Annotated in this window: 22 protein-coding genes; 7 read left to right on the top strand and 15 right to left on the bottom strand. The window is 72.2% G+C overall.

Annotated features, from left to right (window positions below; translation table 11 throughout):
- Nucleotides 1–76 precede the first annotated feature (76 nt).
- The 4 genes from WME83_RS09795 to ligD all read right to left on the bottom strand — a co-directional run bounded on the left by WME83_RS09795 (nucleotide 77) and on the right by ligD (nucleotide 6,693).
- Nucleotides 77–1,309 carry an arabinan endo-1,5-alpha-L-arabinosidase gene (locus tag WME83_RS09795; protein ID WP_437319003.1) on the bottom strand — a complete coding sequence of 411 codons (1,233 nt, stop codon included), beginning with the start codon at nucleotides 1,307–1,309 and terminating at the stop codon, nucleotides 77–79.
- A gap of 261 nt (nucleotides 1,310–1,570) precedes the next feature.
- Nucleotides 1,571–2,485, bottom strand: coding sequence for a hypothetical protein (locus tag WME83_RS09790; protein WP_437319002.1), 915 nt, complete (start codon nucleotides 2,483–2,485; stop codon nucleotides 1,571–1,573).
- 107 nt (nucleotides 2,486–2,592) lie between these two features.
- Nucleotides 2,593–4,080, bottom strand: coding sequence for an MDR family MFS transporter (locus WME83_RS09785; protein WP_437319001.1), 1,488 nt, complete (start codon nucleotides 4,078–4,080; stop codon nucleotides 2,593–2,595).
- Between the two features lie 153 nt (nucleotides 4,081–4,233).
- Nucleotides 4,234–6,693, bottom strand: a complete 2,460-nt coding sequence (gene ligD, locus WME83_RS09780) for a non-homologous end-joining DNA ligase (RefSeq protein ID WP_437319000.1) — start codon at nucleotides 6,691–6,693, stop codon at nucleotides 4,234–4,236.
- A 152-nt stretch (nucleotides 6,694–6,845) separates the two neighbouring features.
- Between ligD and WME83_RS09775 the strand changes: the two genes are divergently transcribed.
- On the top strand, nucleotides 6,846–8,060 hold the full coding sequence (locus WME83_RS09775; protein ID WP_437318999.1) for an ATP-binding protein: 1,215 nt from the start codon (nucleotides 6,846–6,848) through the stop codon (nucleotides 8,058–8,060).
- A 60-nt stretch (nucleotides 8,061–8,120) separates the two neighbouring features.
- Here the strand turns inward: WME83_RS09775 and WME83_RS09770 are convergent, their stop codons facing one another.
- Together WME83_RS09770 and WME83_RS09765 are read right to left on the bottom strand one after the other, a co-directional pair.
- Nucleotides 8,121–8,924 carry an SDR family NAD(P)-dependent oxidoreductase gene (locus WME83_RS09770; RefSeq protein ID WP_437318998.1) on the bottom strand — a complete coding sequence of 268 codons (804 nt, stop codon included), beginning with the start codon at nucleotides 8,922–8,924 and terminating at the stop codon, nucleotides 8,121–8,123.
- Nucleotides 8,903–9,478, bottom strand: coding sequence for a PadR family transcriptional regulator (locus WME83_RS09765; protein WP_437318997.1), 576 nt, complete (start codon nucleotides 9,476–9,478; stop codon nucleotides 8,903–8,905). The genes WME83_RS09770 and WME83_RS09765 overlap by 22 nt, the downstream gene beginning before the upstream one ends.
- 122 nt (nucleotides 9,479–9,600) lie before the next feature.
- Between WME83_RS09765 and WME83_RS09760 the strand changes: the two genes are divergently transcribed.
- From WME83_RS09760 to WME83_RS09750, 3 genes are all read left to right on the top strand, one after another.
- A complete protein-coding gene (locus tag WME83_RS09760) occupies nucleotides 9,601–10,008 on the top strand; it encodes a Smr/MutS family protein (RefSeq protein WP_437318996.1) in 408 nt (135 codons plus the stop codon).
- Between the two features lie 54 nt (nucleotides 10,009–10,062).
- A complete protein-coding gene (locus WME83_RS09755) occupies nucleotides 10,063–11,508 on the top strand; it encodes a sigma 54-interacting transcriptional regulator (protein ID WP_437318995.1) in 1,446 nt (481 codons plus the stop codon).
- Nucleotides 11,509–11,694: 186 nt separating this feature from the next.
- A complete protein-coding gene (locus WME83_RS09750) occupies nucleotides 11,695–12,291 on the top strand; it encodes a hypothetical protein (protein ID WP_437318994.1) in 597 nt (198 codons plus the stop codon).
- Nucleotides 12,292–12,321: 30 nt separating this feature from the next.
- Here the strand turns inward: WME83_RS09750 and WME83_RS09745 are convergent, their stop codons facing one another.
- Nucleotides 12,322–12,702 (bottom strand): hypothetical protein, encoded by a 381-nt coding sequence (locus WME83_RS09745; protein WP_437318993.1) that lies wholly within the window; start codon nucleotides 12,700–12,702, stop codon nucleotides 12,322–12,324.
- A 105-nt stretch (nucleotides 12,703–12,807) separates the two neighbouring features.
- Complete coding sequence (locus WME83_RS09740; protein WP_437318992.1) at nucleotides 12,808–14,193, bottom strand: MATE family efflux transporter; 1,386 nt, start codon at nucleotides 14,191–14,193, stop codon at nucleotides 12,808–12,810.
- Between the two features lie 398 nt (nucleotides 14,194–14,591).
- Between WME83_RS09740 and WME83_RS09735 the strand changes: the two genes are divergently transcribed.
- Complete coding sequence (locus WME83_RS09735; RefSeq protein ID WP_437318991.1) at nucleotides 14,592–16,088, top strand: carboxypeptidase regulatory-like domain-containing protein; 1,497 nt, start codon at nucleotides 14,592–14,594, stop codon at nucleotides 16,086–16,088.
- Nucleotides 16,089–16,643: 555 nt separating this feature from the next.
- On the opposite strand, the gene WME83_RS09730 is transcribed toward WME83_RS09735, so the two are convergent.
- A complete protein-coding gene (locus tag WME83_RS09730) occupies nucleotides 16,644–16,994 on the bottom strand; it encodes a hypothetical protein (protein ID WP_437318990.1) in 351 nt (116 codons plus the stop codon).
- Here WME83_RS09730 and WME83_RS09725 point away from each other — a divergent pair.
- Both WME83_RS09725 and WME83_RS09720 read left to right on the top strand, forming a co-directional pair.
- Nucleotides 16,984–17,889 carry a glycoside hydrolase family 5 protein gene (locus WME83_RS09725; RefSeq protein WP_437318989.1) on the top strand — a complete coding sequence of 302 codons (906 nt, stop codon included), beginning with the start codon at nucleotides 16,984–16,986 and terminating at the stop codon, nucleotides 17,887–17,889. The genes WME83_RS09730 and WME83_RS09725 overlap by 11 nt on opposite strands.
- Before the next feature lie 288 nt (nucleotides 17,890–18,177).
- Nucleotides 18,178–18,885 (top strand): hypothetical protein, encoded by a 708-nt coding sequence (locus tag WME83_RS09720; protein WP_437318988.1) that lies wholly within the window; start codon nucleotides 18,178–18,180, stop codon nucleotides 18,883–18,885.
- Nucleotides 18,886–18,923: 38 nt separating this feature from the next.
- On the opposite strand, the gene WME83_RS09715 is transcribed toward WME83_RS09720, so the two are convergent.
- From WME83_RS09715 to WME83_RS09690, 6 genes are all read right to left on the bottom strand, one after another.
- Nucleotides 18,924–19,109, bottom strand: a complete 186-nt coding sequence (locus WME83_RS09715) for a hypothetical protein (protein WP_437318987.1) — start codon at nucleotides 19,107–19,109, stop codon at nucleotides 18,924–18,926.
- A gap of 235 nt (nucleotides 19,110–19,344) precedes the next feature.
- Nucleotides 19,345–21,027: an AMP-binding protein gene (locus WME83_RS09710; protein WP_437318986.1), complete on the bottom strand. Its 1,683-nt coding sequence runs from the start codon at nucleotides 21,025–21,027 to the stop codon at nucleotides 19,345–19,347.
- Nucleotides 21,024–21,968, bottom strand: coding sequence for an SAM-dependent methyltransferase (locus tag WME83_RS09705; protein WP_437318985.1), 945 nt, complete (start codon nucleotides 21,966–21,968; stop codon nucleotides 21,024–21,026). Before WME83_RS09705 ends, WME83_RS09710 begins: the two co-directional genes overlap by 4 nt.
- Nucleotides 21,965–22,291 (bottom strand): acyl carrier protein, encoded by a 327-nt coding sequence (locus WME83_RS09700; RefSeq protein ID WP_437318984.1) that lies wholly within the window; start codon nucleotides 22,289–22,291, stop codon nucleotides 21,965–21,967. The genes WME83_RS09705 and WME83_RS09700 overlap by 4 nt, the downstream gene beginning before the upstream one ends.
- A 244-nt stretch (nucleotides 22,292–22,535) precedes the next feature.
- A complete protein-coding gene (locus WME83_RS09695; RefSeq protein WP_437318983.1) occupies nucleotides 22,536–23,555 on the bottom strand; it encodes a hypothetical protein in 1,020 nt (339 codons plus the stop codon).
- 144 nt (nucleotides 23,556–23,699) lie between these two features.
- On the bottom strand, nucleotides 23,700–24,707 hold the full coding sequence (locus tag WME83_RS09690; RefSeq protein WP_437318982.1) for a polysaccharide deacetylase family protein: 1,008 nt from the start codon (nucleotides 24,705–24,707) through the stop codon (nucleotides 23,700–23,702).
- Between the last annotated feature and the right edge of the window lie 25 nt (nucleotides 24,708–24,732).

The following is a 24,732-nucleotide window of genomic DNA, read 5'->3' as shown; positions in this document are numbered from 1 at the left end:
GAGAGCACCGACGCTGGGAGTTCCACCGCTGCTCCAGGCAAACCGCCGTGCTCGCGTGGCGAACGCGGCTCTCACGTCACGGCCCTCCGGAGCGCGGCCAACCGTCGCTGTCCCATGCCAGCTCGGAGATCCGCAGCGTGGGGGCGCCGTTCGCCTGGACGTCGTAAGCGTGATAGAGGTTGTACGCCCGGCCGCCGTCGAACACGACCGCGTTGTGTCCGGGCCCCCGCCATCGTGCGTCGCCCTGGACGAGGAGGGTGCCGCCGCCGGACCTCATCTCCCTGCCCTCCTTGTCCACGTACGGTCCGGTGATGCTCGTCGAGCGGCCGACGGCGATGTTGTACGTGCTGTCCGTGCCGCGGCAGCACGCGTCGAACGAGACGAACAGGTAGTAGAATCCGCAGCGCCGGACGATGAACGGCGCCTCGAGCGCCCCGCCGGCGTCGGGGCGCGAGGCGAGCGCGTGGAGCTCCGCGTCGGCCCGCTCCCCCGACGCGGTGAGCTTCACCATCTTGATGCCGCTCCAGAAGCTCCCGAAGACGAGCCACGGCGTCCCCTCCTCGTCGATGGCGACGTTGGGGTCGATCGCGTTCCAGTCGTCCCGCGTCCCGTCGTTCGAGCAGATGGCGGCGCCGCGGTCCGCCCAGGGCTCCCGGGTGTCGAGCGACACCTTCGTCGCGTGCCCGATGCACGACTTGTTGCTGCCGAACGTGGAGGCGGAGTAATACAGATGGTAGCTGTCCCCGAAGCGGGAGATATCGGGCGCCCAGAGGTGGTCCACGCCTGGCACCTTGTTGCTCAGCCAGGCGGGCTTCGCGTCGAACACCCGACCGGCATCCTGCCAGTCGACGAGGTTCGTGGAGACCTTCATGGGGAGCCTGTCCCCCGTCTGGAACAGGTGATATCGGTCGCCGGCCTTGATGACCACCGGGTCGTGGGTCCCCAGGTTTCCGGACAGACGCAGCGCCTCGGGCGGGCTCGCCGGGTCGAGGATCGCTTCTGCGCACCGGTCGCCGACCTCGCCGCCGCCGGTCCCCCCCGCGCCGCCGGTCGCCCCCGCGCCGCCGGTCGCCTCTGCGCCGCCGGTCCCTCCCGCGCCCCCGGCGCCGCCCACGCCGGCCGTCGCGCCGGCGTCACCCCCCGCGCCGCTGGTCGATGAGGCGGAGGCGGTCGTCGCGGAGGTGGTGGCGCCGGCCGTGCCGCTGTCCTGACCACCGGAGCCGGCCCCCGGGCCGGGCGGCTCCGAGCTGCAATGGAGCGACGCGATGACGCTGAGCAGGCCCCACGCGCGCGCAGACACGAAGGTCATCGAGAGCCCATCCTTCCTCATTTCCCACGTGGATCGGAGCGCTCGCGATCAATCACCGGTCGCTCGAATTTCTCGCGGTCAGCTCAGAGCATTTCATTACAGCAGCAAACTTGCATCAAGAAAGGACACCACGGCTCCACGCGGTCGCGCGCGTGTGCCGCACAGGGGTCGCCTGTGCGCGCGGCTCCTCCAGCGCCGCCCGTGTGCGCCGCGATCGCTACGGGGCCGTCTCCGCGATGCGCGGGGCCTGAGCTCGCGGGGTCATGGCGCGACGCGGTGGGCTTCGTAGATGTCGGCCACGCCGGTCCGCGTCGACGCGAAGAACAGGACGGAGCCGTCCGGTGAGAGGTGCGGATCGGTGTCGCGCTCCTCGGGGAGGTTCACCGGCTCCTCGAGCGGCGCTGCCTCCTCGAACGCCGCGTCGGCGCTTGCCCGCCGTGCCCAGAACAGGTCTCCCCCTCCCTGGCGGCTCGAGCGGAACAGGATCTGCTTGCCGTCATCGAACAGAAACGGGCCGCCCTCGTCGCCTGGGCCGTCCAGCCCGGCGAGCGGGACGAGCGCGCTCCAGTCGTCCTCCGGGCGTTCGCGCGACGCGATCGCGAGGTACGTCTCCGCGTCCGCGGGCGTGACGCCGGTCACGAGGTGGAGCTCTGGTGGATCGACGTGAGCGCCGATCACCGTGGCGCCCTCGACGGCGAGGGCGTCCACGTACGCCGGCGTCCCCCACGGGTCGTCCCGGCTGGCGCGCTCGGCGAGCCAGATGCCCTCCGGCTCGCGCCTGCTGTAGAACCAGATCCGCAGCCCATCCCCGGAGACGCAGGGGGTATCCTCGATGCTCTCGGCCAGGTTGATGTTCTCCACGGCGTGCGGCGCGTCCCAGGGCGAGCCCACCCCTGCGCGCCGCGACGTCCAGATGTCCCGGTTCCCCCCGCGATCGGACATGAAATAGATCTCGAGCAGATCGTCCGTGAGGGTCGGGTCCTCTTCCCTTTCGCTGCTGTTGAGCTCCGCCATCGCCGTCGGCGCCTCGAACCTCGGAAGCTCTGGCGCGCCCGCGCCGCCTCCACCCTCCCCCGGCGAGAGCGCGCCGATCACGACGTGATGGTCCTCGCACCCCGCCCCTCCGATCGCGAGCCACAGCCCCGCCGCCCCCGCAATCCCCCGAACCCCTCTCATCGACCTCCGCGCACGACCGGAACCCCGCTCTTCCCCTACTCCCCCCTTCACCATGGGCGAGCTCGGCCCGTCGCCGCGCCGCGCGACGAGCTCCCCCTCGCGGGGACTCACCCGATCCCCGCCTCGCTCGGCGGTGCAACGGCCTTGTCGTCCGCCGCCTGGAGGGGCACATGGGGGAACCACAGCGCCACCACGAAGCCGATCAGGCCCATGGCGGCGATGATCCAGAACACCGTCGTGATGCCCGACGTGAGCGCCTCCCCGAGGTGCTGCAAGACCGACGGATCGAGCCCCCGCGCCCCCTCCGCCGTGAGGAGCCGGCTCGCGGCGTCCGCGGGGATGGTCGGGTCCTTCGCGAGCTCAGCCGTGAGCACGCCGCCCATGACGCCGACCGCCACCACGCCGCCGAGCAGCCGGGAGAACATCGTGCTCGCCGTGGCGATCCCGCGCTGATCCCAGGCGACGCTGCTCTGCACCGCGATGAGCAGCGCGACGTTGGACAGCCCCATGCCCACGCCGAAGACGAGCGTCGTCGCGCGGAGCATCAGCGGCGTGTCGTGCGCCCCGCCGATCGCGAGCGCGAGCCCCGCCGCCGCGGTGAAGCCGAGGCCGGCCCAGATGAGCGGGCGGAACCCGACGCGCGGGATGAGCCGCCCGCCGATCGCGCTCGCGACGGGCCAGCCGATCAGCATCGGCGCGATCGCGCTCCCGGCCTCCGTCGGCGTGCCGCGGAGCACGCCCTGCACGAAGAGCGGCACGAACGTGATGGTGCCCATCATCGCGCCGCCCAGGATCGCGCCGGTCACGTTGGAGGTGAGCATCACCGGCCGCCGGAAGAGCGGCAGCGGGATCATCGGCTCGGGGGCCCGGCGCTCGACGGCGAAGAACACGGCGAACAGCACCACCGCCGCGATCGAGGCGAACAGCGTCGTCCCCCCGCCGAGCCTCCCCGTGGCGAGGAGCAGCGCGACCACGCCGGCGGACAGGAGCGCCGCGCCGAGGAAGTCGAGGGCGTGAGGCCGCTTGTCGATCCGCTCGTGGAACGCGCTCGCCACGAGCGCGACGGACGCGATGCCGAACGGGATGTTCATGTAGAAGACCCAGCGCCACGAGAAGTAGTGCACGATGAGCCCCCCCACCATCGGGCCGATGATGCCGAAGAGCCCCCAGGCAGCCCCGAAGACGCCCTGGATGCGCGCGCGCTCGTTGAGATCGAAGATGTCGCCCGAGATGGTCATCGCCATCGGCTGCATGGCCCCGGCGCCGGCCCCCTGGAGCGCGCGGAAGGCGATGAGCTGCGGCATCGACCGCGCCGCGCCGCTCGCGATCGAGCCGATCAGGAACACGGCGATGCCGAACAGCATCACCGGCTTGCGGCCGTAGATGTCCGAGAGCTTGCCGCAGATGGGCACCAGCACCGACGAGGTGAGCAGGTAGGCGGTGGTGACCCAGGCGTACTGGTGAATGCCGCCGAGATCGCCGATCACGGTGGGCATCGCGGTGGCCACCACCGTCGATTCGAGGGCGGCCATGGCGAGGGAGAGGATCAGCCCGACGACGGTGAGGGCGCGGTGGGTCTTGCGTTCTGAAGCCATGCAGGTGGTTGGAGATGTGGTGTGGACGAGCCGGCGCGGCAAGCGTGACACCGCGCGGCGCCGCTCGTCGAGCCGCGGGGCGCGCGTCGCGCCGCGAGGGCGCGCGGCGGCCGCGCCGGCGGCGGCGGCGCGCTGCGCGGAGCGCCCGCCTGCCTACGCCGGCATGCGCAGCGCTCGCCGCATCGCGGCCGTGATCTTCTGTCGGACCTCCCCGTAGCCGGCCCACGGGTCGCCCCGCAACGACGCCAGGCGCTCGGGCAGGCTCCTGAGGGTGAATCGGTCCGAGCGCATCTCGGGGCCGAGCTCATCCCAGGAGAGCGGTGCGGACACCGGCGCCCCCGGCCGGGCGCGCGTCGAGTACGCGGCCACCGACGTCGCGCCCCTCGTGTTGCGCAGGTAGTCGATGAAGATCTTCCCCTTCCGCTGCGCCTTCGACACCGCGATCGTGTACCCCTTCGGATCGCGCCGCGCGATGTCCCCCGCCAGCGCCTTCGTGAACGCGAGGCACTCGTCCCACCCGCTCGACGGCGTGAGCGGCACCACGATGTGGAACCCCTTCCCGCCCGTCGTCTTCACGAAGCTCTCGAGGCCGAGCTCGGCGAGGCGCTCCCTGATCAGGAGGGCGGCCGCGATCACGCGCTCCCAGGCCACCGAGGGATCCGGGTCGAGGTCGAACACCACCCGATCCGGCTTCTCCAGCCGCGATGTCGTCGAGTTCCACGTGTGGATCTCCAGGATCCCCATCTGCGCGAGCGACACCAGGGCTTCGGCCGAGTCCGCGACGAGGTACTCGCCCGCCTTCGTCTTCTCCTGGATCGTCACGCGCCGGAGCGCGGACGGCCCCCACACCTTCGCGTGCTTCATGAAGACGCACTCGCTCTCCGCGCCCTCGGGACAGCGCACCAGCGTGAGCGGCCTGCCCTTCACCTGCGGCACCATCCAGCCGGCGACCGACGCGTAGTAAAGCGCGAGCTCGCGCTTCGTGATCCCCTGCGCCGGGTACAGCACCCGGTCCGGGTGCGACAGGCGCACCCCCGCGACCGAGGCGCCGTCGCCGTCCTCCGCGTCCTGCGCCTGCCGCGAGCGCGCCCCGGCGCTCTTCCTGGGCGCCGCGCGCTTGTTCGCGCCCCGCGCCGCGCGCCCGCTCGCCCCCGCCGCCGCGCGCCCGCTCGCCCCCGCCGCCGCGCGCTTGCTCGCCCCCGCCGCCGCGCGCTCGCTCGCCTTGGGCGCCGCGCGCTCGCTCGCCTTGGGCGCCGCCGCCTTCCCCTTCTCCCCCTTCTCCCCGGCCGGCGCGCTGCTGCACGACACGCGGACCCAGCCCGGACCGCGGCCGGGCACGTAAGGCGCGTCGATCCGCTTGGACACGATCCCCTTCAGCGACAGCTGGCACCCCTTCTGGACGACCTCCTCCCACGACCCCTCGACGTGATCGCCGTAGCGCAGGGCGCCCCCGCCCTTGCTCGCGTCGCGGAGCAGCCGCTCCAGCGCCCGCTTCCGCGCCGAGAGCGGCGACCCCATGAGATCGTGGCCCTCCAGGTACAGGAGATCGAAGACGAAGTAGACAACCTCGCCCTCCCGGGGCGCGGCCTTGGCGCTGGACGGCGGCGGGGCCGTGGTGCCGTCGCGCCGGAGCACCGCCACCTCGCCGTCGAGCAGCGCGCTCGTCAACCCGAGCCCCGCGATCGCCGCGGCGATGTGCTCGAAACGGCCCTTCTGCTCCTTCCCCTTCTCGTCCACGAGCCGCACGCGCCCGTCCTCGACCCAGGCCATGATCCGGCGGCCGTCGACCTGGATCTCGTGGAGCCACCCCTCGCCCTCCGGCGCCCCCCTCGGCTTGCCCTTCGCCTTGCTCGCCGGGAGCCGCTCGGGCAGCTGCGGCCGCACCTCCTGCGGCATCGCCGCCTCACGCGCGCCCTCCACCCGCCCCGCGACGCGCGCCAAGCCGCCGTCGCCCCGCGCCCCGCGCCCGCCGGCCGCCGCCTTCTTGTTCTTGGTCTCCTTCTCGGCCCGGTTCGAGCGCCACACCCGGTCCTTGGCCGCGGCGATCTCCTCGAGCTGCCGCCCGCTCGCCACGCTCTCGGGTCGGGCGTCCACGACGCTGTACTCCTTCGTCGCGCGCGCCTCCGCGTCGTTCTCCTTGATGAGCAGCCAGCTCCTCCCCTCGTCGTCGTCCCGCCCGCGGGTCTTCACGAGGGTGAAGCCGCCGCGGAGCTTCTCGCCCCGCAGGAGGAACTTCAGCTTTCCGGCGTGATATCCCTTGTGCGGGTTCTCGAGCGGCACCCACGTGCCCCGGTCCCACAGGAGCACTGTCCCACCCCCGTACTGCCCTCGCGGGATGATGCCCTCGAAGTCGCCGTACTCGAGCGGGTGATCCTCGGTGTGCATGGCGAGCCGCTTGACCTCGGGGTCGAGGCTCGGCCCCTTCGGCACCGACCAGCTCTTGAGGACGCCCTCGAGCTCAAGGCGGAAATCGTAATGCAGGTGCGAGGCGGCGTGCTTCTGGATGAGGAAGGTCCGCTCCTCGCCCTCGGCGGGCGCGGCGGTGGCCTCTTGTCCCCGCGGCTCGGGTGTGATGGAGAAGTCGCGTTTACGCCAGTACTCGCGCAGTCCCATGCGCTAGGGTTAGCAGAGGGCTGCACCCGCTGCAGCCGAGCTGCTGAGGACGCCGGAGGCCCCGGCCATACCTCGGACGCGCATTCGAGCGGTCGACGGAGAAAACAAGGAGCATGTCCGGAATGGAACCCCCTTCGAAGGAGGGTAGGTTGATGGCGACCCTCGGGCGGCTGCTCGAGCTCCCCGCGGCCGACCTCCGGCAATCGCTGAACCAGGCGAGTGAGCTCCTCGGGAGCGCGCTCGACGCCGAAAAAATCGACGTCTTCCTCTTCGATCCGAGCAGGAAGACGCTGTGCGCCGCCGGGACGAGCAACACGCCGATGGGCCGGCTCCAGCAGTCGCTCGGCCTCGATGTCCAGGCGGTGGCCAACGGCGGCTCGGTCGCCCACGTCTTCACGACCGGCGATCCCTACATCACCTCGCGCGCGGACGAGACGCCCGGCGAGCTCCCGGGCGTGGTCCACGACCTCGGGGTCCGGTCGCACATCGCGGTCCCGCTCGTCGTCGAGGGCGAGCGGCGAGGGGTCGTCTCCGCGCAGTCCGCCCGGCCGGAGTTCTTCACCGAGGAAGATCTCCGCTTCCTGGGCGCGGTGTCGCACTGGATCGGCGCCCTGACGCACCGGGCGGAGCTGGTCGAGCAGGTCACCACGGCCGCCGTCGCGCAGGGCCGGCGCCAGGCCGCCGAGGAGCTGATCACGGTCGTGGCGCACGACCTGCGGAACCACCTCGGCCCGCTCATGAACCGCATCGACCTGCTCCACCGGCGCGCGGAGATCGCCGGCCGGGACGACGACCTGCGCGACCTCGACCGGGCGAGCGACGCGGTCGATCGGCTCGGCCAGCTCGTCTCGGACCTGCTGGACGTCGGGCGCCTCGAGCAGGGGCTGTTCGAGATCGCGCCGGCGCCCGTGGATCTGGTGGCGCTGGCGCGGGACACCGCCAGGGCGCTCGGCTCCCCGAGCGTCGAGGTCCGCGTCGAGGGCCCGCCGGAGCTCGTCGTCGTGGCGGACAAGGCGCGCATCCGGCAGGCGCTGGACAACCTCGTCAGCAACGCGATCAAGCACTCGCCCCGGGGGAAGTGGGTCCTCATCAAGCTCAGCAGCGATCTGCGCGAGGGAAAGGAGCGCGCCCACATCGATGTGATCGACCACGGCTCCGGCGTACCGCCGGAGCTCCTCCCGAGGATCTTCGACCGCTTCGTCACCGGCGGGAAGACGCCGGGGATCGGCCTCGGGCTCTACCTGGTCAGCCGGATCGCCGCCGCCCACGGGGCCACGTTGACCGTGAACTCTCCCGCCGGCGAAGGCGCGACGTTCCGGCTGAGCTTGATCGTGAGCGGACCCCCGGAGCACGCGAGAGAAGGGTGACCGGGAGGAGAGGCCGCACGCGCGTCGCGGCCGCCTCGCCCGACCGCGCTCTGCGCTGGCCTAGGCGGCTGCGCGGCGCGTGGCGGCGCTCTTCGCCCCGGCGCGCAGCCCGATGTCCTTCATGATGCGCGCCGCGAGGCCGGGCGCGATCCGCTGGAGCACGAGCAGGCTGCGGTTGGACGCGCCCGCGAGGAAGCTGCGCCGGTCCCGGCGGAGCGTCTCGACGAGCTGCTCCGCCACCCACTCGGGCGCGAAGATCTGCGGCCCCTCCAGCGGCCAGTCGTTGCCGGCGGCGGTGCTCGTGTGCGGGGGAGCGAACACGGTCACCCGGACGCCGCGCCCCTCGAGCTCGCCGCGCAGCGACTCGGAGAACGCGACCACCGCAGCCTTCGCCGCGGAGTACGCCGCCGCGGCCGGCATGGGCACCCACGCCACCGTCGAGGCGATGTTCACGACCGTGCCCGAGCCCTGCGCCAGCATCGCCGGCAGGACCGCCCGCGTGACGCGCTCCATCCCGAACACGTGCACGTCGAACATCGCGCGCGTGAACGCCCCGTCCGTCGACTCCCAGAGCGACATCTTGCCGCCGTTGCCGGCGTTGTTGATGACGACATCGATCCGGCCGAGCCGCTCCAGGATCGACGCCACCGCCGCCCCGACCGAGGCGTCGGAGGTGACATCCATCTCGACGGCCATGGCGCTCCCCCCCTCGCGGCCGATGCGGTCGGCCTCCGCCGACAGCCTGGCCGTCGACCGCGCGGCCAGGACCACGCGCGCGCCCTCGCGGGCGAGCGCCCTCGCGCTCGCGAGCCCGATGCCCGAGGAAGCGCCCGTCACCACGATCACTTTGCCTTTCGGTTCCATCGCCTCTGTCCTCCTCGCTCCGCCGAGAGCTCGCCGCGGGCGCGCTCGATCCACCCGAGCTCCGCGTCGCACCACGCGAGCCCGTGCTCGATGCTCAGCCGCCACAGGTCGCGCTCGCGCGACGATCGCGCGAGCGCGAAGATCCGTTCGTCCCCCAACCTCCCCTCGTAATCGCTCTTCGTCGCCTCGAGCTCCCGGGCGTACCTCGCCAGGAGGTCGTCGAGCTTCTTCGGCGGCACCTGCGCCGCGAACACCAGCTTGAGCAAGAGCGGGTGCCGCAGCACCAGAGGCTCGAGCGGCTCCTCGAGCCACCCCTTGAGCGCCGCTCGGCCGGGCTCCATGAGCGAGTACACCTTCCGGTCGGGCTTGCCGTCCCCGGGCATCGTCGTGACCTCGACGAGCCCCTCGCGCTCCATCGCGTGCAGCTCCCGGTAAATCTGGCTCTGGGTCACGGACCAGAACGAGCGCACCGACCCGTCGAACCGCTGCTTCAGCGTGTAGCCGCTCGTCGGCTCGAGCGAGAGGAAGCCGAGGAGGGCGCCGCGGAGTGACATGACACACCCAACATAAGCCACGAGTGTCATATGTGCAATGTGATTTATGGACGCGCGGGCCGCTCTGGCGCGCCCGCGCGCCGCCCGGTGGCGGCCGCCGCGGGCTCGGCTACACCGCGCGGATGCTCCGCCGACTCCTCGCCTGGCTCGGTCGCGCGCCCGCGCCCCGGGCGCCCGCGTCCCCCGACCTCGACGGCGCCGCCGGCCCGCCCGAGCCGCCGGAGCCCGAGCCGCCCGGCCCCGACGACGTCGTGGTCATGCCGATCGAGGACGCGATCGACCTGCACACGTTCGCCCCGCGCGACGTCGCCTCGGTCGTCGAGGAGTACCTCCACGAGGCGCAGCGGCGCGGCTTCCGCGAGGTGCGGGTCATCCACGGCCGCGGCAAGGGCGTGCAGCGCCGCGTCGTGCGGGGCGTCCTCGCGCGCCACCCCGCGGTCGAGGGCTTCCGCGACGCGCCGGCCTCGCGCGGCGGGTGGGGCGCGACCGTCGTGTGGCTCAAGGCCGCGGGCAGCGACGCCGCGCCGTGAGCCGCCCGCAGGGCCACCTGGAACGGCCAGAGGCTCCCGCGTAAGATGGCGCGCATGTCGCGTCCCCCCGCCACGCCCGACGACCCGAGCCCGACCAGCATCGCGGCCGCCACCGAGCCCCGCATGAAGGCCGAGGTGCTCGCGGTGCCCCGCCTCGAGCTCTGCGTCGAGCGCGAGGCGGGCAAGCCCGCGAGCCGGACGATGGTGCTCGACGGCGACTTCATCCGCATCGGCTCCCACCCGAGCAACGATCTCGTCCTCGCCGACCGCGCCGTCTCGCGCTTCCACTGCATCCTCGAGCGCGTGAAGACGACGTTCCGGCTGACGGACGTCGGCTCGCTCAACGGGACCTACCTCGGGGGCGTCCGCGTCCGGGACGCCGACGCCCTCCTGCCCGAGTGTCGCATCGATCTCGGCGAGTCGGTCGTGCGCATCCGCGACGCCGCCGCCGTCGCCGAGACCGAGCTCGCGCGCGCCGTCAGCTTCGGCGCGCTCCAGGGCGTGTCGGTCCCCATGCGGCGCCTCTTCCCCGTCCTCGAGCGCGTGGCGAAGAGCGCGCCCGACGTGCTCATCGAGGGCGAGAACGGCACGGGCAAGGAGGTCATCGCCACCGAGCTCGTCCAGCGCGGCGCCCGCGCCCACAAGCCGCTCGTCATCGTCGACTGCGGCGCCATCTCGCCGAGCCTCATCGAGAGCGAGCTGTTCGGCCACGTGCGCGGCTCCTTCACGGGCGCCTCGCGCGACCGCGCCGGCGCCTTCGAGGAGGCCGACGGCGGCACCGTCTTCCTCGACGAGATCGGCGAGCTGCCGCTGGAGATGCAGCCCAAGCTGCTCCGCGCCCTCGCCTCGCGCGAGGTGCGCCGGCTCGGCGAGAGCCGGGTGCGCAAGGTCGATATCCGGGTGATCGCCGCCACGAACCGGCGCCTCGAGCGCGAGGTGAACAGCGGCCGATTCCGCGAGGACCTCTATTACCGCCTCTCGGTGCTCACCGTGCGCGTCCCGCCGCTCCGGGAGCGCAAAGAGGACATCGGCCTCCTCGTCCACTGCTTTCTCAACGAGCTCGGCGCCGTCGACAAGGTGCACCTCTTCCCGCCCGACGTCATCGAGGACATGAAGCGCTACGACTGGCCCGGCAACGTGCGAGAGCTGAGGAACTACGTCGAGCGCCGCGTGGTGCTCGGCGAGGGCGCCGCCATGGGGGCGGCGGCGCCGTCCGAGCAGAGCTCCGCGCCCCCGGGCTCCGGGCCGCCGGGCTCCGGGTCCCAGGGCGCCGCGCCGTCGGGCGGCGCGCACGACCTGCCCGCCGCGAACATCGAGATGCCCTTCAAGGAGGCGAAGGAGGCCATCATCGACAGGTTCGAGCGGGACTACCTCGCCGCCCTGCTCGAGTGGTCGAACGGCAACGTGAGCCGCGCCGCGCGCAAGGCGGGGCTCGACCGGATGTACCTCCACCGCCTCCTCCAGCGCCACGGGCTGCGCCGCGCCGCCGCCCTCGACTGAAGGGCGCCGCGCGCCATCGGGCCGTGCGCGGCCGCGCGGGGCCGCGCGGGGCCGCGCGCGATCTTGCGCCCGTCCTTGCGATAGGAGAGGGCGCCGCCGCCTCGCCCATGTCACAGTCGCGGCGCAATGGCGCGACCCGTCCGTGTGCGCAACCTCGCAAAATCCCTAAACATTTCTGAAACAGAGATGCTCGTCTGGCTCGCGGAGAACGCGCCCGCGGCGGAAGTCCGTCACCCGGCGGACTTCCTCCCCGCGGAGATCGCGGAGCGCGCGCAGGAGGCGCTCGCCCGGTCGCCGGAGCCCGCCCCGGCGCAGGAGCCGGTCGAGCGGCGCTGCGCCGACTGCATGAAGCTCCCCGCGAAGGCGGGGGTCCGCGCGGTGGAGATCGGGACCGACGCAGTTTGCGACATGTGCGGCAGCTCTGCGAACAAGCGGGCGGCGCTCGCGATGATCGAGGCGTTCCGCACGCGGGGGCTCCGGCGGCTGCTCGTGGTCGGCGGGGGGCCGGGCACGGCCGAGGACCTGCGCCGGCTGCTCGCGGGCGAGGTCGACATCCGCATCGTGGACGGCGAGGGGCACCGCAACGCGGCGAAGGCCGACGCCGATCTCCGCTGGGCCGACGTCGTCGCGGTCTGGAGCTCGACCATCCTCTCGCACAAGGTCTCGAAGCTCTACACCGACCGGCGCGACGCGTTTGGCGGCAAGCTCGTCACCGTGCCGAGGCGCGGCGTGGCCGCGCTCTGCATGGCGGTGACCGAGAAGGTGGGTTTGGCAACAGGGTAGTCGCCTTTTCCCACCTTCCGCCGGCGCCCGCTATCCGGCGCCTGCTTCGCCGGTCGCGCCCTCGTCGGGCCAGCTGCTCTTGTGCTCGGCGCTCGACTCCGGGTTCAGCGGCTTGCTCGCGTCGAACACGCCGGGGATCGCCTCGTTGCTCGACCCGCCCCCGCGCGGCGTATCCACGGGCCCCGGCGACGCGTCGCCCTCCTCGACGTCCTGGCCGCCGGCCGCCTGCTCGCGCCCGTCCGCGGCGCCCTCACGCCCCTCGGGCGCCGCTGCGGGCTGCGCCGGCGCTCCTTTCTGCCCTGCTGCGCTCGGGTCGCCCACGGTCCCCTCCGAGAGGCCGCCGTAGCCGGGCGGGCTCGCGGCGGGGATCTCGGGCGCTCGTCCTTCCTTCGTGCGCTCGTCTTGCGCCATGGCGTGTCTCCTTTGCGGCGAGGTGCAGCAATGGACATGCCACCTTCGGCGCGGAGACGGGCGGGGCGTGGGCGGAGAGGGCGCGAGGCGTGGGGCGACCGGCGCTCACGCCGGGCGGCTGTTGAGCCGCACGCGGCGGAGGGTGCGCCGCGCGTGAGGCACCCAGCCACGGAAGTGCCAGCGCGCGGACATGGCGAGCCCGCGGACCCACTCGTCCGCGGCGTAGGCCACCCAGACGCCGGCGAGCCCCCAGCCGAGGCGGACGCCGAGCAGCCACGACAGACCGACGGCCACGGCGAACATCGAGAAGACGCCGAACCCGACCGGAAAGCGCGCGTCGCCGGCGGCGCGAAGGCCGTTGATCACGACGAGGTTGAGCGTGCGGCCCGGCTCGACCAGCAGGGTGAGCCAGAGCAGCTTGGAGCCGGTGGCGATCACCTCCGGATCGCTCGTGAACAGGCCGAGCAGGTGGGGGCCGAGCAGCGCGGTGGCGAGCACCAGGGTGACGCACACGCCGAACCCGACCGCCAGGCCGCCGCGCACCTGGCGATCGGCGCCGTGCAGCTCGCCCGCGCCGATGTGGTGCCCGACCACGATCTCGGTCCCGAAGCCGATCGCCATGCCGAACAGGAGCAGGAAGTGCACGATCTGCATCGTGTACGTATGCGTGGTGAGCGCCGTCTGCCCCATGTCGGCGACCATGGCGAGGATCATCATGAAGCTGATGCGATAGACCACGTTCTCGCCCGCCCCCGGCAGGCCGATGTGCAGCACCTCGCGGAGCTGCTCGCGGCGAATGCGCCAGAAGTCCTCGAAGGTCGGGCGGACGCCGAGGCGCGCGATCCACAGCTGCCGGTGCATCCAGAAGGAGCACGCGCGCGCGATCACCGCGGCGATCGCGAGCCCGTTCATGCCGAGCCCCGGCCACGCGCCGACACCGAACATGAGCGGCAGGCTGAGCGAGAGCTGCACGACGTACATGACGATGATGAGGCGCAGCGTGTCGCGGCCGTACGTGTGGGCGCGCAGCACCGAGCCCATCGAGAAATTCATCGCGTCGAACGCCAGCATCACGCCGACCGCCATCAGGTAAGGCTGCGCGATCGGGAACAGGGACGGCGGCAGGCGCATCAGCTCGAGCAGGGGCCTCGCGCCGATCGCGATGACCGCGCAGCTGGCGAGGCCGAGCCACATGCTGGCCGCGAGCGACGCCCGCGCGACCCGCTCCGCGCCGGCGAGGTCGCGCGCGCCGAGGCACTGAGTGACCACCACGCTCGCGCCGACGCTGACGAAGCGAAAGGTGATCATGAAGGTCAACATGATCTGGTTGGAGAGCCCGTACGCCGCGGCGGCCTCGTCGGACAGGCGGCTGACCAGCCAGACGCCGAACACCCCGACGAGCATGTGCAAGAGGTGCTCGCTGAAGATGGGCCAGGTGATCTCGAGCAGGCGGGGGCGAGGAAGAGACGGAGCAGGAATGACCGATTGCAAGGCGCCGCATCCTACTCTGCCGGGCTGCCTCTCGCCATGACGGAACACGGCTGGACGGAGCGGCGGCCGCCGCGCTGTCGAGCGCCGGCCGCCGCGCTGTCGAACGCCGGCCGCCGCGGCGCTGTGATCCGCGCGAAGGCGGCTGGGTCCGCTGTCGCCTGTCTCCTCACGGTCCGCTCGGGTCGCACCGGTCGATCGGCGCCGGAGACGCCGGGCGCTGCGTCGCCGCGCTCTCGCGGCGACGTACGCGAGAGAGGACGAGATCGAGGGGAGACGGCGAGACGTGTCGCCGCTCGCCTTCTTGCCGGGTAATCCCTTCCCGGCTGGCCCTCGCCTCGATTACCCTCGGAATGAGCGGAGCTGGGCGCCCTCGCCCCGCCGCGCCCGGAGGGGTTCGAATGGTGAAGCTGCGTGACATCGCCGGATGGCTCCTGGCCGCGGCGGCCGTGGCGCCGGCCGTGGCGGCCGGGTGCTCTTGCGGCGATCCGAGCGGGGTGAGCGCGAGCGCCGCCGGCGCCGGCGCCGGCGGCGGCGGGGGCGGGGGCGCGGACCAGGGCGCAGGGAGCGGCCTCGGGGGCGACCCGTTCCCGGCCGGGAGCGGCGTATCCACCGGCGGGAGCGGCGGATGCGAGGGGCTCGAGTGCCAGAAGATCGCCTGTTCGGGCGGCGGCACGACCACGGTGAGCGGCACCGTGTATACGCCCGCGGGCGAGCTCCCGCTGTACAACGTCGTCGTGTACGTCCCGAACAGGGAGCTTGATCCGATCGCCGACGGGGCGAGCTGCGAGCCGTGCAACGTGACGCTCTCCGGAGACCCCATCGCGCTCGCGCTGACGGACACGGAGGGGCGGTTCGTGCTGGAGGACGTGCCGGTCGGCGAGGACATCCCGCTCGTCGTCCAGCTCGGCAAATGGCGGCGCCGGATCACGCTGCCGAAGGTCGAGGCGTGCGTCGACAACCCGACCGTGGACGGGGAGGTCCGGCTGCCGCGCAACACGTCGGAGGGCCATCTCCCGAAGATCGCGCTGACGACCGGCGGCGCGGACGTGCTGGAGTGCCTGCTCTACAAGATGGGTATCGACGCGTCGGAGTTCACGCCGGAGACGGGCGACGGGCGGGTGAACCTGTTCGCCGGGCGCGCCATCGAGGGGGACAGCGCGACGAGCCGGTACCGCGACGGGCTGAACGGCGGGGCGGCCTTCTCCCCTGCGCGGGAGTTCTGGGGCTCGCTCGACAACCTGCAGCAATACGACATGGTGATCCTGTCGTGCGAGGGGTCGGCGTTCGTGGCCGACAAGCCCGAGGCGGCGCTGCGGGCGATGTTCGACTACGCGTCGGCGGGAGGTCGCGTGTTCGCGTCGCACTGGCACAACACCTGGCTGCGGCTCGGGCCGGAGCGGTTCCCCGAGACGGCGGACTGGGACGAGGGCAGCGACCCCGACGACGGGCTCCCCGTGCTGGTGGACACCACGTTTCCGAAGGGCGCGGCGCTCCGGGACTGGCTCGTCCGCGTGGGGGCGTCGACCGTGCCGGGGCGGATCGAGATCGACGATCCGCAGCACTGGGTCGACGCGGTGAACGAGGAGATCGCGACGCGGTGGCTCTACAACGACGCCGATCCGGCCTTCGATGCGCGGGCGGGGGTCAAGTACTTCACGTTCAACACGCCGATCGGCGCCCCGGAAGAACAGCAGTGCGGCCGGTTCGTGTACACGGACATCCACGTGGCGGCGACCGACGTGGCCGGGGCGCCGTTCCCGAGCGGGTGCGAGGACCGCGACGGGGAGATCCACGAGCTGACGGCCCAGGAGAAGGCGCTGCTCTTCATGCTGTTCGACCTGTCGGCGTGCATCACGCCGGACGACGAGCCCCCGCCGGTGCCTGTCCCGAGGTGACCCGAGGTGACGGCGCGCTCGCCGTCGCGGCGAGGAGCTCAGTGGTCAATGTTGGCACCGGTCGGCGGGTGGACCAGGACGGCACAGAGCGCCACGACAGGCGCGCTCGAGGCTTGACATCCGGGGCGCGTTCGTCCTCAATTTCATGAGCGATATTGACGCTCTGCGCATGGATGGGCGGTTGACCAGGGTGGTCGCCCGACCACCGAGGGGAGCGCCGTAGCCTGCGCAGCTCCTCGAGGGAAAGCCGAGGGAAAGAGGGAAAGCGGAGGGAAAGAAGGCTCGCGCGGGCCACGGACGCACGGCGACACCGCTCGATTCGCCGGTCCAGCGGACTGGCATGCGTCTTGCGCAAATTTTCAGTTGCTTGCACACCACAGCTCGGGCAAATCAACGCCCGTGATGGCGCCGCCTCAACCCTCCCCGGTGGCTGACGGGCGCCCCGCCACGGGCGCTCCACCCGGCAGCACGGTTTTCGGGCCCACATGCCCAGCCTTAGTTTCGTCTATTTACTTTTACCGCATCGAGGGCTTGCCACGGCGCTGAGCTGCCCTTTTAATGCCGCGCCATACGGTCACTTCCCTTGGAGGACATGATGAAGAGCGTTTCGTTTCGCGGTGTGCTTGGCGGGTCGAAGTGGTCATTCGGCCTCGCGGCGGTCGCCTTGCAAGCAGCCGCGCTGATCGGCTGCGGCGACGCGTCGACGGATGACGGCACCGGCGGCGCCGGCGGCGCCGGCGGCGGGGGAACGACGACCTCGGCCAGCTCGACGACCTCGGCCAGCTCGACGACCTCGGTCAGCTCGACGACCTCGGTCAGCTCGACGACCTCGGTCAGCTCCACCACGACGGGGCCCGGGGCGACCTCGTCGTCGACGACGAGCACGGGCACCGGGATGGTGCCCACGGAAGGAACGCCGGTCGAGCGCCACGGCCTGCTCCGGGTCAAGGACGGCAACATCGTCGGTGAGCACGGGGTCCCGGTCCAGCTCAAGGGCATGAGCCTGTTCTGGAGCCAGTGGAGCAACTACTACAACGCGAACGTCGTCAACTCGATCGCCGACAACTGGAAGGCGACCGTCGTCCGCGCGGCGATGGGCATCGAGAACGAAGGCGGCTACCTCGAAGACGCGGGCGGCCAGAAGGCCAAGGCGAAGGCCATCGCCGACGCGGCGATCGGGAAGGGCATCTACGTGATCCTCGACTGGCACGATCACAACGCGAACAACCACCTCGATCAGGCGAGGAGCTACTTCCGCGAGGTGGCGCAGACCTACAAGAACGTGCCCAACGTGATCTTCGAGGTCTTCAACGAGCCGCTCAACACGCACAACTGGCAGACCGTGAAGTCGTATGCCGAGGCGGTGATCGGCGAGATCCGCGGCCAGGGCGCGAACAACCTCGTCATCGTCGGCTCGCCGAACTGGTCGCAGGACGCGGACGTCGCCGCGGACAACCGCATCAACGACCCCAACGTGGCGTACACCCTGCACTTCTACGCCGCGACGCACAAGAACGCGCTGCGCGAGAAGGCTCAGCGCGCGATGGACAAGGGCCTGGCGCTGTTCGTGACCGAGTGGGGGACGTGCGACGCCAGCGGCGACGGCGCGCTCGATCTCGGCGAGTCGGGGACCTGGCTCAACTTCCTCGACGCGCACAACATCAGCTGGGCCAACTGGTCGCTGGGCGACAAGGACGAGGCGTGCTCCGCGCTGAAGCCCCGGGCGAACACCATGGGCAACTGGACCGACAACGACCTCACCGAGTCGGGCAAGTGGGTGAAGGCGAAGATCGCGGAGTGATCCGCGCCCCGGGGCGCTCGCCCCGGTGACCTGGACCCGATCGAGCCCCCGCGCCCTCTCTCTGGGCAACGTTGACCACTGCCCGGCGTCGCCGCGGAAGGGTCACACGTCAGGATCGCTGTGACGATGTGTGCCACCGGCGCGGCCCATCCCGGCCCGGCTCCGCCGCCGAGAGCCCGACGAGCCCGCAGGATCGTTCGCTGGTTCGCGCCGTGCAATGGTGCAACGGTGCAACGGTGCAACGGTGCGACGGTGCAATGGTGCAATGGAGCGAACGTGGAGGTGGATATGCTTCGATGGATATCGCTCGTGCTGGCGCTCGGGGCGATCGCAGGATGCAGCGACAGCGGCGGTGACGGCTCGACCGACGGCGGCGGGCCCGGCGGCGCTGGCGGGCGGGGCGGCGCCGGCGGGCTCGGCGACGGCGGGCAAGGCGGCGACGGCGGGCAAGGCGGCGACGGCGGGCAAGGCGGCGACGGCGGGACCAGCGACGGACAAGGCGGCGACGGAGGACGGGGCAGCGGCGGCGAATGCTCCGAGCGGGCGGACTGCCCGGGGGGCGTGTGCATCATCCCCCTGCACGCCTGCGGAGAAGAGGTCACGGGGTCGTGCGAGAGCGGCTTCAGCTGCGATGGCACGGCCGGCCCAGCCTGCCTGTGCAACGGCGAGGTCCTGGAGGACATCGAGGCCCAATGCAAGCTGTGGACGACCGGCCAGGCCAGGGCCGACCCCGAGGTATGCGCCGTGGGCACGTTCGCGTGCGGCGATCTCGAGTGCAGGCGAAACGTCGAGGTCTGCGTCGCCGTCGTCGGGGGCACGCCCGAGTCCGGGACCACCTACCGGTGCGCGCCCGTCGCGGAGCACCGCGGCAGGTGCGAGCACGGCATCGCGGACTGCGTTTGTCTCGATCTACAGTCGCTCGGCTGCGGCGGCGGCCAGCCGTGCTGCAGCGCGGACGAGGATCACCAGGAGACGGTGCGCATCGCTCTGCCCTGACCCTCAGCGAGCGGAGAGCGCGCGTCTCCCCGCATCGCTCACGCGCGCTTCGGCGCCTTCTCCGAGGACAGGGGCCGCCCCGCACAGAAGGGGCACTGGTCGTGCGAGCTCCAGTCGCCGTCCTCGAGGCCGAGCGCCCGGAGCTGCTCGAGCTCCCACGCGCGCGCCTCGGGCGAAAGCGGGGCAGGACAGGTGGAGGCGTGTTCTGTCGGGCGACGCAACATGGACGGTCCCGTTCGGTTGTGCTCCGGAGAGCGGCTCCGGGATCTATCGCGCGCAGCGCTGCAGCGCCCGCGAAATCGGCCGCGCCGCGACGAGTCTGTCCATCGTTGAGGCGAACGGAAAAGATCTCTGGAAGACGGTTGAACGGCAGACCGGCAGTTCGACCCGGAAGCACGGATGCGCGCTGCGGGCGTCCCCCCGAGTCCGACCCTAGGCCCCCACGGGGGCCGGCGCCCTTCAGCGAGGCCCCGCCGCGCGCAGCCGCTCGGCGACCTCGCGGCGCCGCAGCTTGCCGCTCGTCGTCTTGGGCAGCTCGCCCGGCGGGAGCAGGACGACCTGGTCGACCGTGACCCCGTTCGCCCGCAGCGCCTCGCGCACGCGCTCGGTGAGGCCGGCGTGCTCGGAGGCCTCGGCGCGCGTCTCGGCGACCACGTAGACGGCCTCGGTCTGGCGCTCCTCGAGGTAGAGCCCCACCGCGACCACGCACCCGGCCCGGATGCCGTCCACCCGGGACGCGATCTCCTCGATCACCGCGGGGATCATCGTGTGCCCGCCCTTGATGATCACCTCCTTCTTCCTGCCGGTGACGAACAGCGTCCCGCGATCGAGGAACCCGAGATCCCCCGTGCGCAGCCAGCCGTCCACGAGCGCCTCGGCGGTCGCCTCGGGCTCGTTGAAATACCCCTCCATCACGGTCTCCGAGCGCACCTCGATCTCCCCGACGGTGCGCTCCGGGACGGGGCTGCGCCCGGCGTCCACGACGCGGATCTCCGTGTGGGGGATGGGCCTGCCGACGCCGACGAGCTCCAGCGACAGAGGCCCCGGCGCGGCCTCCTCGACGCGGCCCTCGCGCTCGAGCAGGCCGCGATCCACCGTGAGCACGCGCGGCGCGGCGAGCAGATCGGGGAAGGTCACGGCGACCGTCGCCTCGGCGAGCCCGTAGACCGGGAAGAACGCCTCGAGGCGGAAGCCGCAGGGCGCGAACGCCTCGGCGAAGCGGCGGAGCAAGGCGGGGGCGATCGGCTCGGCGCCGACCATCGCGCACCGCCACGCGCCGAGGTCGAGGCCCGCCTCGACGGCGCGGCGGGCGAGCCCGACGCAGATGGCGTAGGCGCTCGGCGGCCCGAGCGAGATGACGCCCCGGATGCGCGACATCTCCGCGAGCCACGAGAACGGCCGCGTCCGGAACTCGAGCGGCGAGAGCATGTGCACGGGGAAGTCGTTGAAGAGCGGGAACAGCAGCCCGCCGACGAGCCCCATGTCGTGGTGGAGCGGCAGCCACGACACGCCCCCGGCGCCCTCGCCGCGCACCGGGAGCCGCTGGCTCATCGCGTCAAGGTGCAGCATGAGCCGCTCGTGCGGGATGACCACGCCGCGCGGGTGCCCGGTGCTGCCGCTCGTGAGCTGGATGAGCGCGGGGCCGGGCGCGCGGTCCGGATCGGGCAGCGAGGCGTCGAGCGGCGCGTCGAGCAGCGGCTCGGCGGCGAGCTGGGTGAGGCCCTCCGCGCCGCCCTCGCCCTGCGCGAAGCCGAGCAGCGCCGACGAGACCACGAGCGCGCGCGCGCCGACCCGGGCCGCCGTCCGCCGGAGCTCGCCGAGGAACGCCGCCACGTCCGTGAGCCGGTACGGCACCCCGACCTGGATCGGCACCGCGCCGAGCACCCAGACGCCGAAGAGGCACGGCACCGCCACCTCGACGTCCGTCACGAGCATGAGCACGCGGTCGCCCGGGCGCACGCCCGCCTCGATGAGCCCCGACGCCGCCGCGCGCGCGCGGCGCCAGTACTCCGCCCACGTCCAGCCGACGAACTCGCCGTGCTGCTTGTGGTAGAAGCCGAACCGATCCGGCGTGGCCTCGGCCCGCGCCCGGAGCAGGCCCGCGACCGTCCGCGCGGCGACTCCACCCTTCGCGGCGCTCACGGCGCGCGCCCCGGCTCGGGAGAGGGCGCGACGCCGAGGCGCTCGCGGCCGCCGCCCTTCGTCGCCACGATCATGTACTCGAGCGCGGTGCGGCGCGCGAACGAGAGCCGGCCCACGGTCATGTACGTCTGGAGCAGCCGCGAGAAGCCGGGCGCGCGCGCGTCGATCCGGGCGCGGTTCGCGCGCACGTTGTCGATCCACCGGGCGACCGTGTGCACGTACGAGCTCGTGAGGTCCTCGACGCGCCGGACATCGAGGCCGGCCTGCTCGATCATCCCGAGCTCCTCCGCGAGCGAGATCAGGCGGCAGTAGCCGAGCGCCTGGACGAAGATGTACTGCGTGGCGGAGCTCTCCCGGTCGCCGCGGGCGCGCGCCGGGAAGTAGCAGTCGGAGATGAGCAGCCTGCCGCCCGGGCGCAGAGCGGCGGCGATCTTCTGGTGGATCCGCTCGCGGTTGTGCATGTGCACGATGCTGCCCACGAAGAGCACCGCGTCGAGCGACTCGGGCTCGAGGTCGACGTCCTCGATATGGGCGAGGTCGATGCGGACCCGCGAGGCGACGCCCGCCCGGTCGGCGCGGCGGAGCGCCTCCTGCCGCTGCTTGTCGCTCAGCGTGACGCCCCGGAAGCTCCCGCCGGTGCGCTCGGCGAGATAGATGAGGTTCGAGCCCCAGCCGCACCCCACGTCGAGGACGCGCTCGCCGGGGTGGATGTCGAGCTCGCGGCGGACCCAGTCGTACTTGCGCTCCTGCGCCGCCTCGAGGCTCTCCCCGGGATCGAGGAAGATGCCCGTCGCATAGGCGAGGCGGCTGTCGAGGACCATGGAGAAGATCTCCGGGTCGTTCTGGTAATGGGCGGCGACCTCCCGCCGCTCGTGCTCCCGCTGCTCCTCGGGCGACCGGGCGGCGGCCTCGCGCTCGGCGCGCGTGCGCGGGGAGATCACGACGCCCCTCCCCGGCCGCCCCGCGCCGCGAGCTGCGCCTCGACGAAGGCGATCACGTCGCCGACCGTGCTGATCTGCGCCTGATCCGGCGCCGCGAAATCGGGCGCCACGATCTGGAATCGCTCCTCCAATGCGACGTTGACCTCGATGAGCGCCAGCGAATCCACGCCGAGGCCGTTCTCGAGCGACAGATCGGGAGTCACGGCATCGACGCTCATCCCACATCGCTCTGCAATGATGGTGCGGACCTCGCGGGCGATCTCCGGATCTCCCCCGCTCGCCGCCTGCGGCTGCTTACCCAGCGCCGCCTCGCTCTTCTTCATCGCGCTCTCCAGTCCAGGGTTGGGCGCGCGCGACCTTCAATGCGCCGGCGCGAGTGGACCTCCATGCCAGCGCCGGTCACGGCCGGACTGGGCCGTACCATGATCGCCATTCGCCGTCCATGGCCGGACGAGCGCGCTCGCCCGCTTGGCGGCGCGATGGCGGCGCGCCGGCGCCAGCGCGCGACGGGCGTGGCGCGCGGCTCAGGACGCCGGCGGCCGCGCCCGCGGATCCGGCGCGAGCGGCTCAATCGCCGAAATCGCCGAAGTCGCCGAGATCGCCGCCGCCGTCGTCGAGCCCGCCGCCGTCATCGCCCCACGGATCGCCGTCGTCCGGCCCGTCCCCCTCGTCGCCCGCGCCCTCGTCGCCCGCGCCGTCGTCCCCGCGATCGGCGTCGTTCAAGAGATCGGGATTCGCCGCGGCCTCCTGCGCGGTGCCGAGCGGCATGCCCGCCGGGCTCACGAAGAGCACGTGGGGAGGCGAGAGCATGTGCATGAACGAGGAGATGAGCATCACGTCCAGCATCACGCTGAGCGGGCTCGGAGGGTAATAGACCATGAACGGGTCGTAGCCCGGGTGCGTGGGGCTCGCCGGCTGCGGCCCGGCGGCCGCGCCGTCGCCCGAGGGCGCGTGCACGACGCGCGCCTCGGCGTGGCGCTGCTCCACGCGCGCCTCCGGCATCGACGCCTTGAGGGCGCCCTCGAGGCGCCCGACGAAGGACTCGAACTGCAGCCGCGCCGTCTCGAACAGCGCGGGGTCCTTCGCGAGGGGCTCGACGCGGCGGCGGTAGTCCTCCGCGGCCTCGCCGGCGCGCGGCTCGAGATCGCGCAGCCGCCCGCCGACGGACACGATCCCCGCCGGCTCGCCCTCGGCGTGCTCGGCGCGGGCGCGCGCCTCGATCACGAGGTGCAGCCCCGCCTCCTCGTGCTCGGCGGCGAACTTGAGCTCGGTGAAGCCGCGCCCGAACACGGACGAATGCTCGGACAGCGCGAGGACGAGATCGGGGAGGTCGTCCGGCTTCCCGTCGGTGTCCTGGAAGATGACGGTGTCGTCGATGACCAGCGAGAGCGCGTTGCCGACCCCGAGCTGGACGAGCGCCCGCCGCACCTGATCGACCACGGCGGTCGCCTCCAGCTCGACGCGCATGCGATCCGTGTCGAGGTCCAGCTTGGCGCCGAGGCCGCGCTTCAGCTTCTCCCAGAGCGTGGGGTCGCGCTGGATGATGCTGCCCTTGAGCGAAACGTGGATCTGTCCGATGAGCCGCATGCGCGCTCCTTAGCACCGGAGCGCCGCCGGAGGGCGTCCGACGCGGGCGCGCGCCGAGGCGCCGGCCGGGCTTCGCCGGGGCCGCCCCACGCCGGGGCGCCCTCGCTGTCCGGTGGGGCGCCCCTCGGCCGCCCGCGGGCGGGGCTAGCCGAACGTGAACCGCTGCGCGACGCGCTTGTACGCCTGCTCGACGACGCGGCGCGCATGGTGGATGGCATTGGAGTGAGGGAACTGCAGCGACGGCGGCTCGCTCTCGTCGGCCTCCGGCGACGCGTCCGCGAGCCGGCGCGCGAGGGCGCCCACGGTGTCGACCTCGAAATCCCTCGAGTTCTCCTTGAGGAAGCGGCAGAGCCCGCGGAGCCGATCCACGTTGAGCCGGTTCGGATAGCCGCGGCGCGCCTCCGCCGAGTCGAGGAAGTAGAACTCGAACGAGTGGGTCACCAGCGTGACCTCCTTGACCCCGAGGGCGCGGTAGCGGAGGAGGCAATGCTTGATCTCGTCGAGCGTCACCGCCGTGATCTGGAGGTGCCTGAAGCGCTTCGTCGGCTCGATGAAGTTCGTGACCGGCAGCTCGTACACCCCCTTCTCGGGCGTCTCGAAGAGGCCGAGCCGCGCGCCGGGATACTGCATCTTGCAGTTCTTGTTGAAGTAGCAGGGGTTGTAGTTGCTGCTCAGCACGAGCCCCGCGAGCTTCATCGCCCGCCAGGTGTCGTTGTTCGCGCCGAAGTTGCCGGCGCGGTAGCCGAGCAGCTCGCTCGCCGGGACGCCCGCGCGCACGAGCAGGTCGCGCCCCTCGAGGAGCAGCCGCGCCTGCTCCTCGACCGGGTAGTCGGCGATGTCGTCCGAGACGCGGGCCTCGCCCCGCGTGTGCCAGTCCGCGCGCCGCTGCACCGGGTGCACGTGCAGCTGCACGTCGTGGCCCCGGCTGTGCAGCGCCTGGCACACGTTCGTGAGGCCGTCCATCCCGAAGCTGTACGAGCCGATCGCCTCGACGAAGAACGTCCCGCGCTGACCGTGCGCCTCGAGCTCGCGCATGATGAGCTCGATGCCGAGCGGGTCGCGCTGGTTGACGAAGCGGCCCCAGATGCGGAGGTCGTAGCCCATCGCGGGAGATTTGCTGTCGCCCGTGATGCGCTCTTCGGCGCACTCCACGTCCACGGTAATATATACCCGCGTC

The organism is Sorangium sp. So ce385, assembly GCF_051474135.1.
Taxonomy (GTDB): Bacteria; Myxococcota_A; Polyangia; order Polyangiales; family Polyangiaceae; genus Sorangium; species Sorangium cellulosum_D.
This window is presented reverse-complemented; position numbering and strand designations above follow the sequence as displayed.

Bases quoted from the DNA above. Each gene is read 5' to 3' on its own strand.
- WME83_RS09795 (WP_437319003.1), bottom strand. From the start codon at position 1,309: ATGACCTTCGTGTCTGCGCGCGCGTGGGGCCTGCTCAGCGTCATCGCG.
- WME83_RS09790 (WP_437319002.1), bottom strand. From the start codon at position 2,485: ATGAGAGGGGTTCGGGGGATTGCGGGGGCGGCGGGGCTGTGGCTCGCG.
- WME83_RS09785 (WP_437319001.1), bottom strand. From the start codon at position 4,080: ATGGCTTCAGAACGCAAGACCCACCGCGCCCTCACCGTCGTCGGGCTG.
- ligD (WP_437319000.1), bottom strand. From the start codon at position 6,693: ATGGGACTGCGCGAGTACTGGCGTAAACGCGACTTCTCCATCACACCC.
- WME83_RS09775 (WP_437318999.1), top strand. From the start codon at position 6,846: ATGGCGACCCTCGGGCGGCTGCTCGAGCTCCCCGCGGCCGACCTCCGG.
- WME83_RS09770 (WP_437318998.1), bottom strand. From the start codon at position 8,924: ATGGAACCGAAAGGCAAAGTGATCGTGGTGACGGGCGCTTCCTCGGGC.
- WME83_RS09765 (WP_437318997.1), bottom strand. From the start codon at position 9,478: ATGTCACTCCGCGGCGCCCTCCTCGGCTTCCTCTCGCTCGAGCCGACG.
- WME83_RS09760 (WP_437318996.1), top strand. From the start codon at position 9,601: ATGCTCCGCCGACTCCTCGCCTGGCTCGGTCGCGCGCCCGCGCCCCGG.
- WME83_RS09755 (WP_437318995.1), top strand. From the start codon at position 10,063: ATGTCGCGTCCCCCCGCCACGCCCGACGACCCGAGCCCGACCAGCATC.
- WME83_RS09750 (WP_437318994.1), top strand. From the start codon at position 11,695: ATGCTCGTCTGGCTCGCGGAGAACGCGCCCGCGGCGGAAGTCCGTCAC.
- WME83_RS09745 (WP_437318993.1), bottom strand. From the start codon at position 12,702: ATGGCGCAAGACGAGCGCACGAAGGAAGGACGAGCGCCCGAGATCCCC.
- WME83_RS09735 (WP_437318991.1), top strand. From the start codon at position 14,592: ATGGTGAAGCTGCGTGACATCGCCGGATGGCTCCTGGCCGCGGCGGCC.
- WME83_RS09725 (WP_437318989.1), top strand. From the start codon at position 16,984: ATGGTGCCCACGGAAGGAACGCCGGTCGAGCGCCACGGCCTGCTCCGG.
- WME83_RS09720 (WP_437318988.1), top strand. From the start codon at position 18,178: ATGCTTCGATGGATATCGCTCGTGCTGGCGCTCGGGGCGATCGCAGGA.
- WME83_RS09715 (WP_437318987.1), bottom strand. From the start codon at position 19,109: ATGTTGCGTCGCCCGACAGAACACGCCTCCACCTGTCCTGCCCCGCTT.
- WME83_RS09700 (WP_437318984.1), bottom strand. From the start codon at position 22,291: ATGAAGAAGAGCGAGGCGGCGCTGGGTAAGCAGCCGCAGGCGGCGAGC.
- WME83_RS09695 (WP_437318983.1), bottom strand. From the start codon at position 23,555: ATGCGGCTCATCGGACAGATCCACGTTTCGCTCAAGGGCAGCATCATC.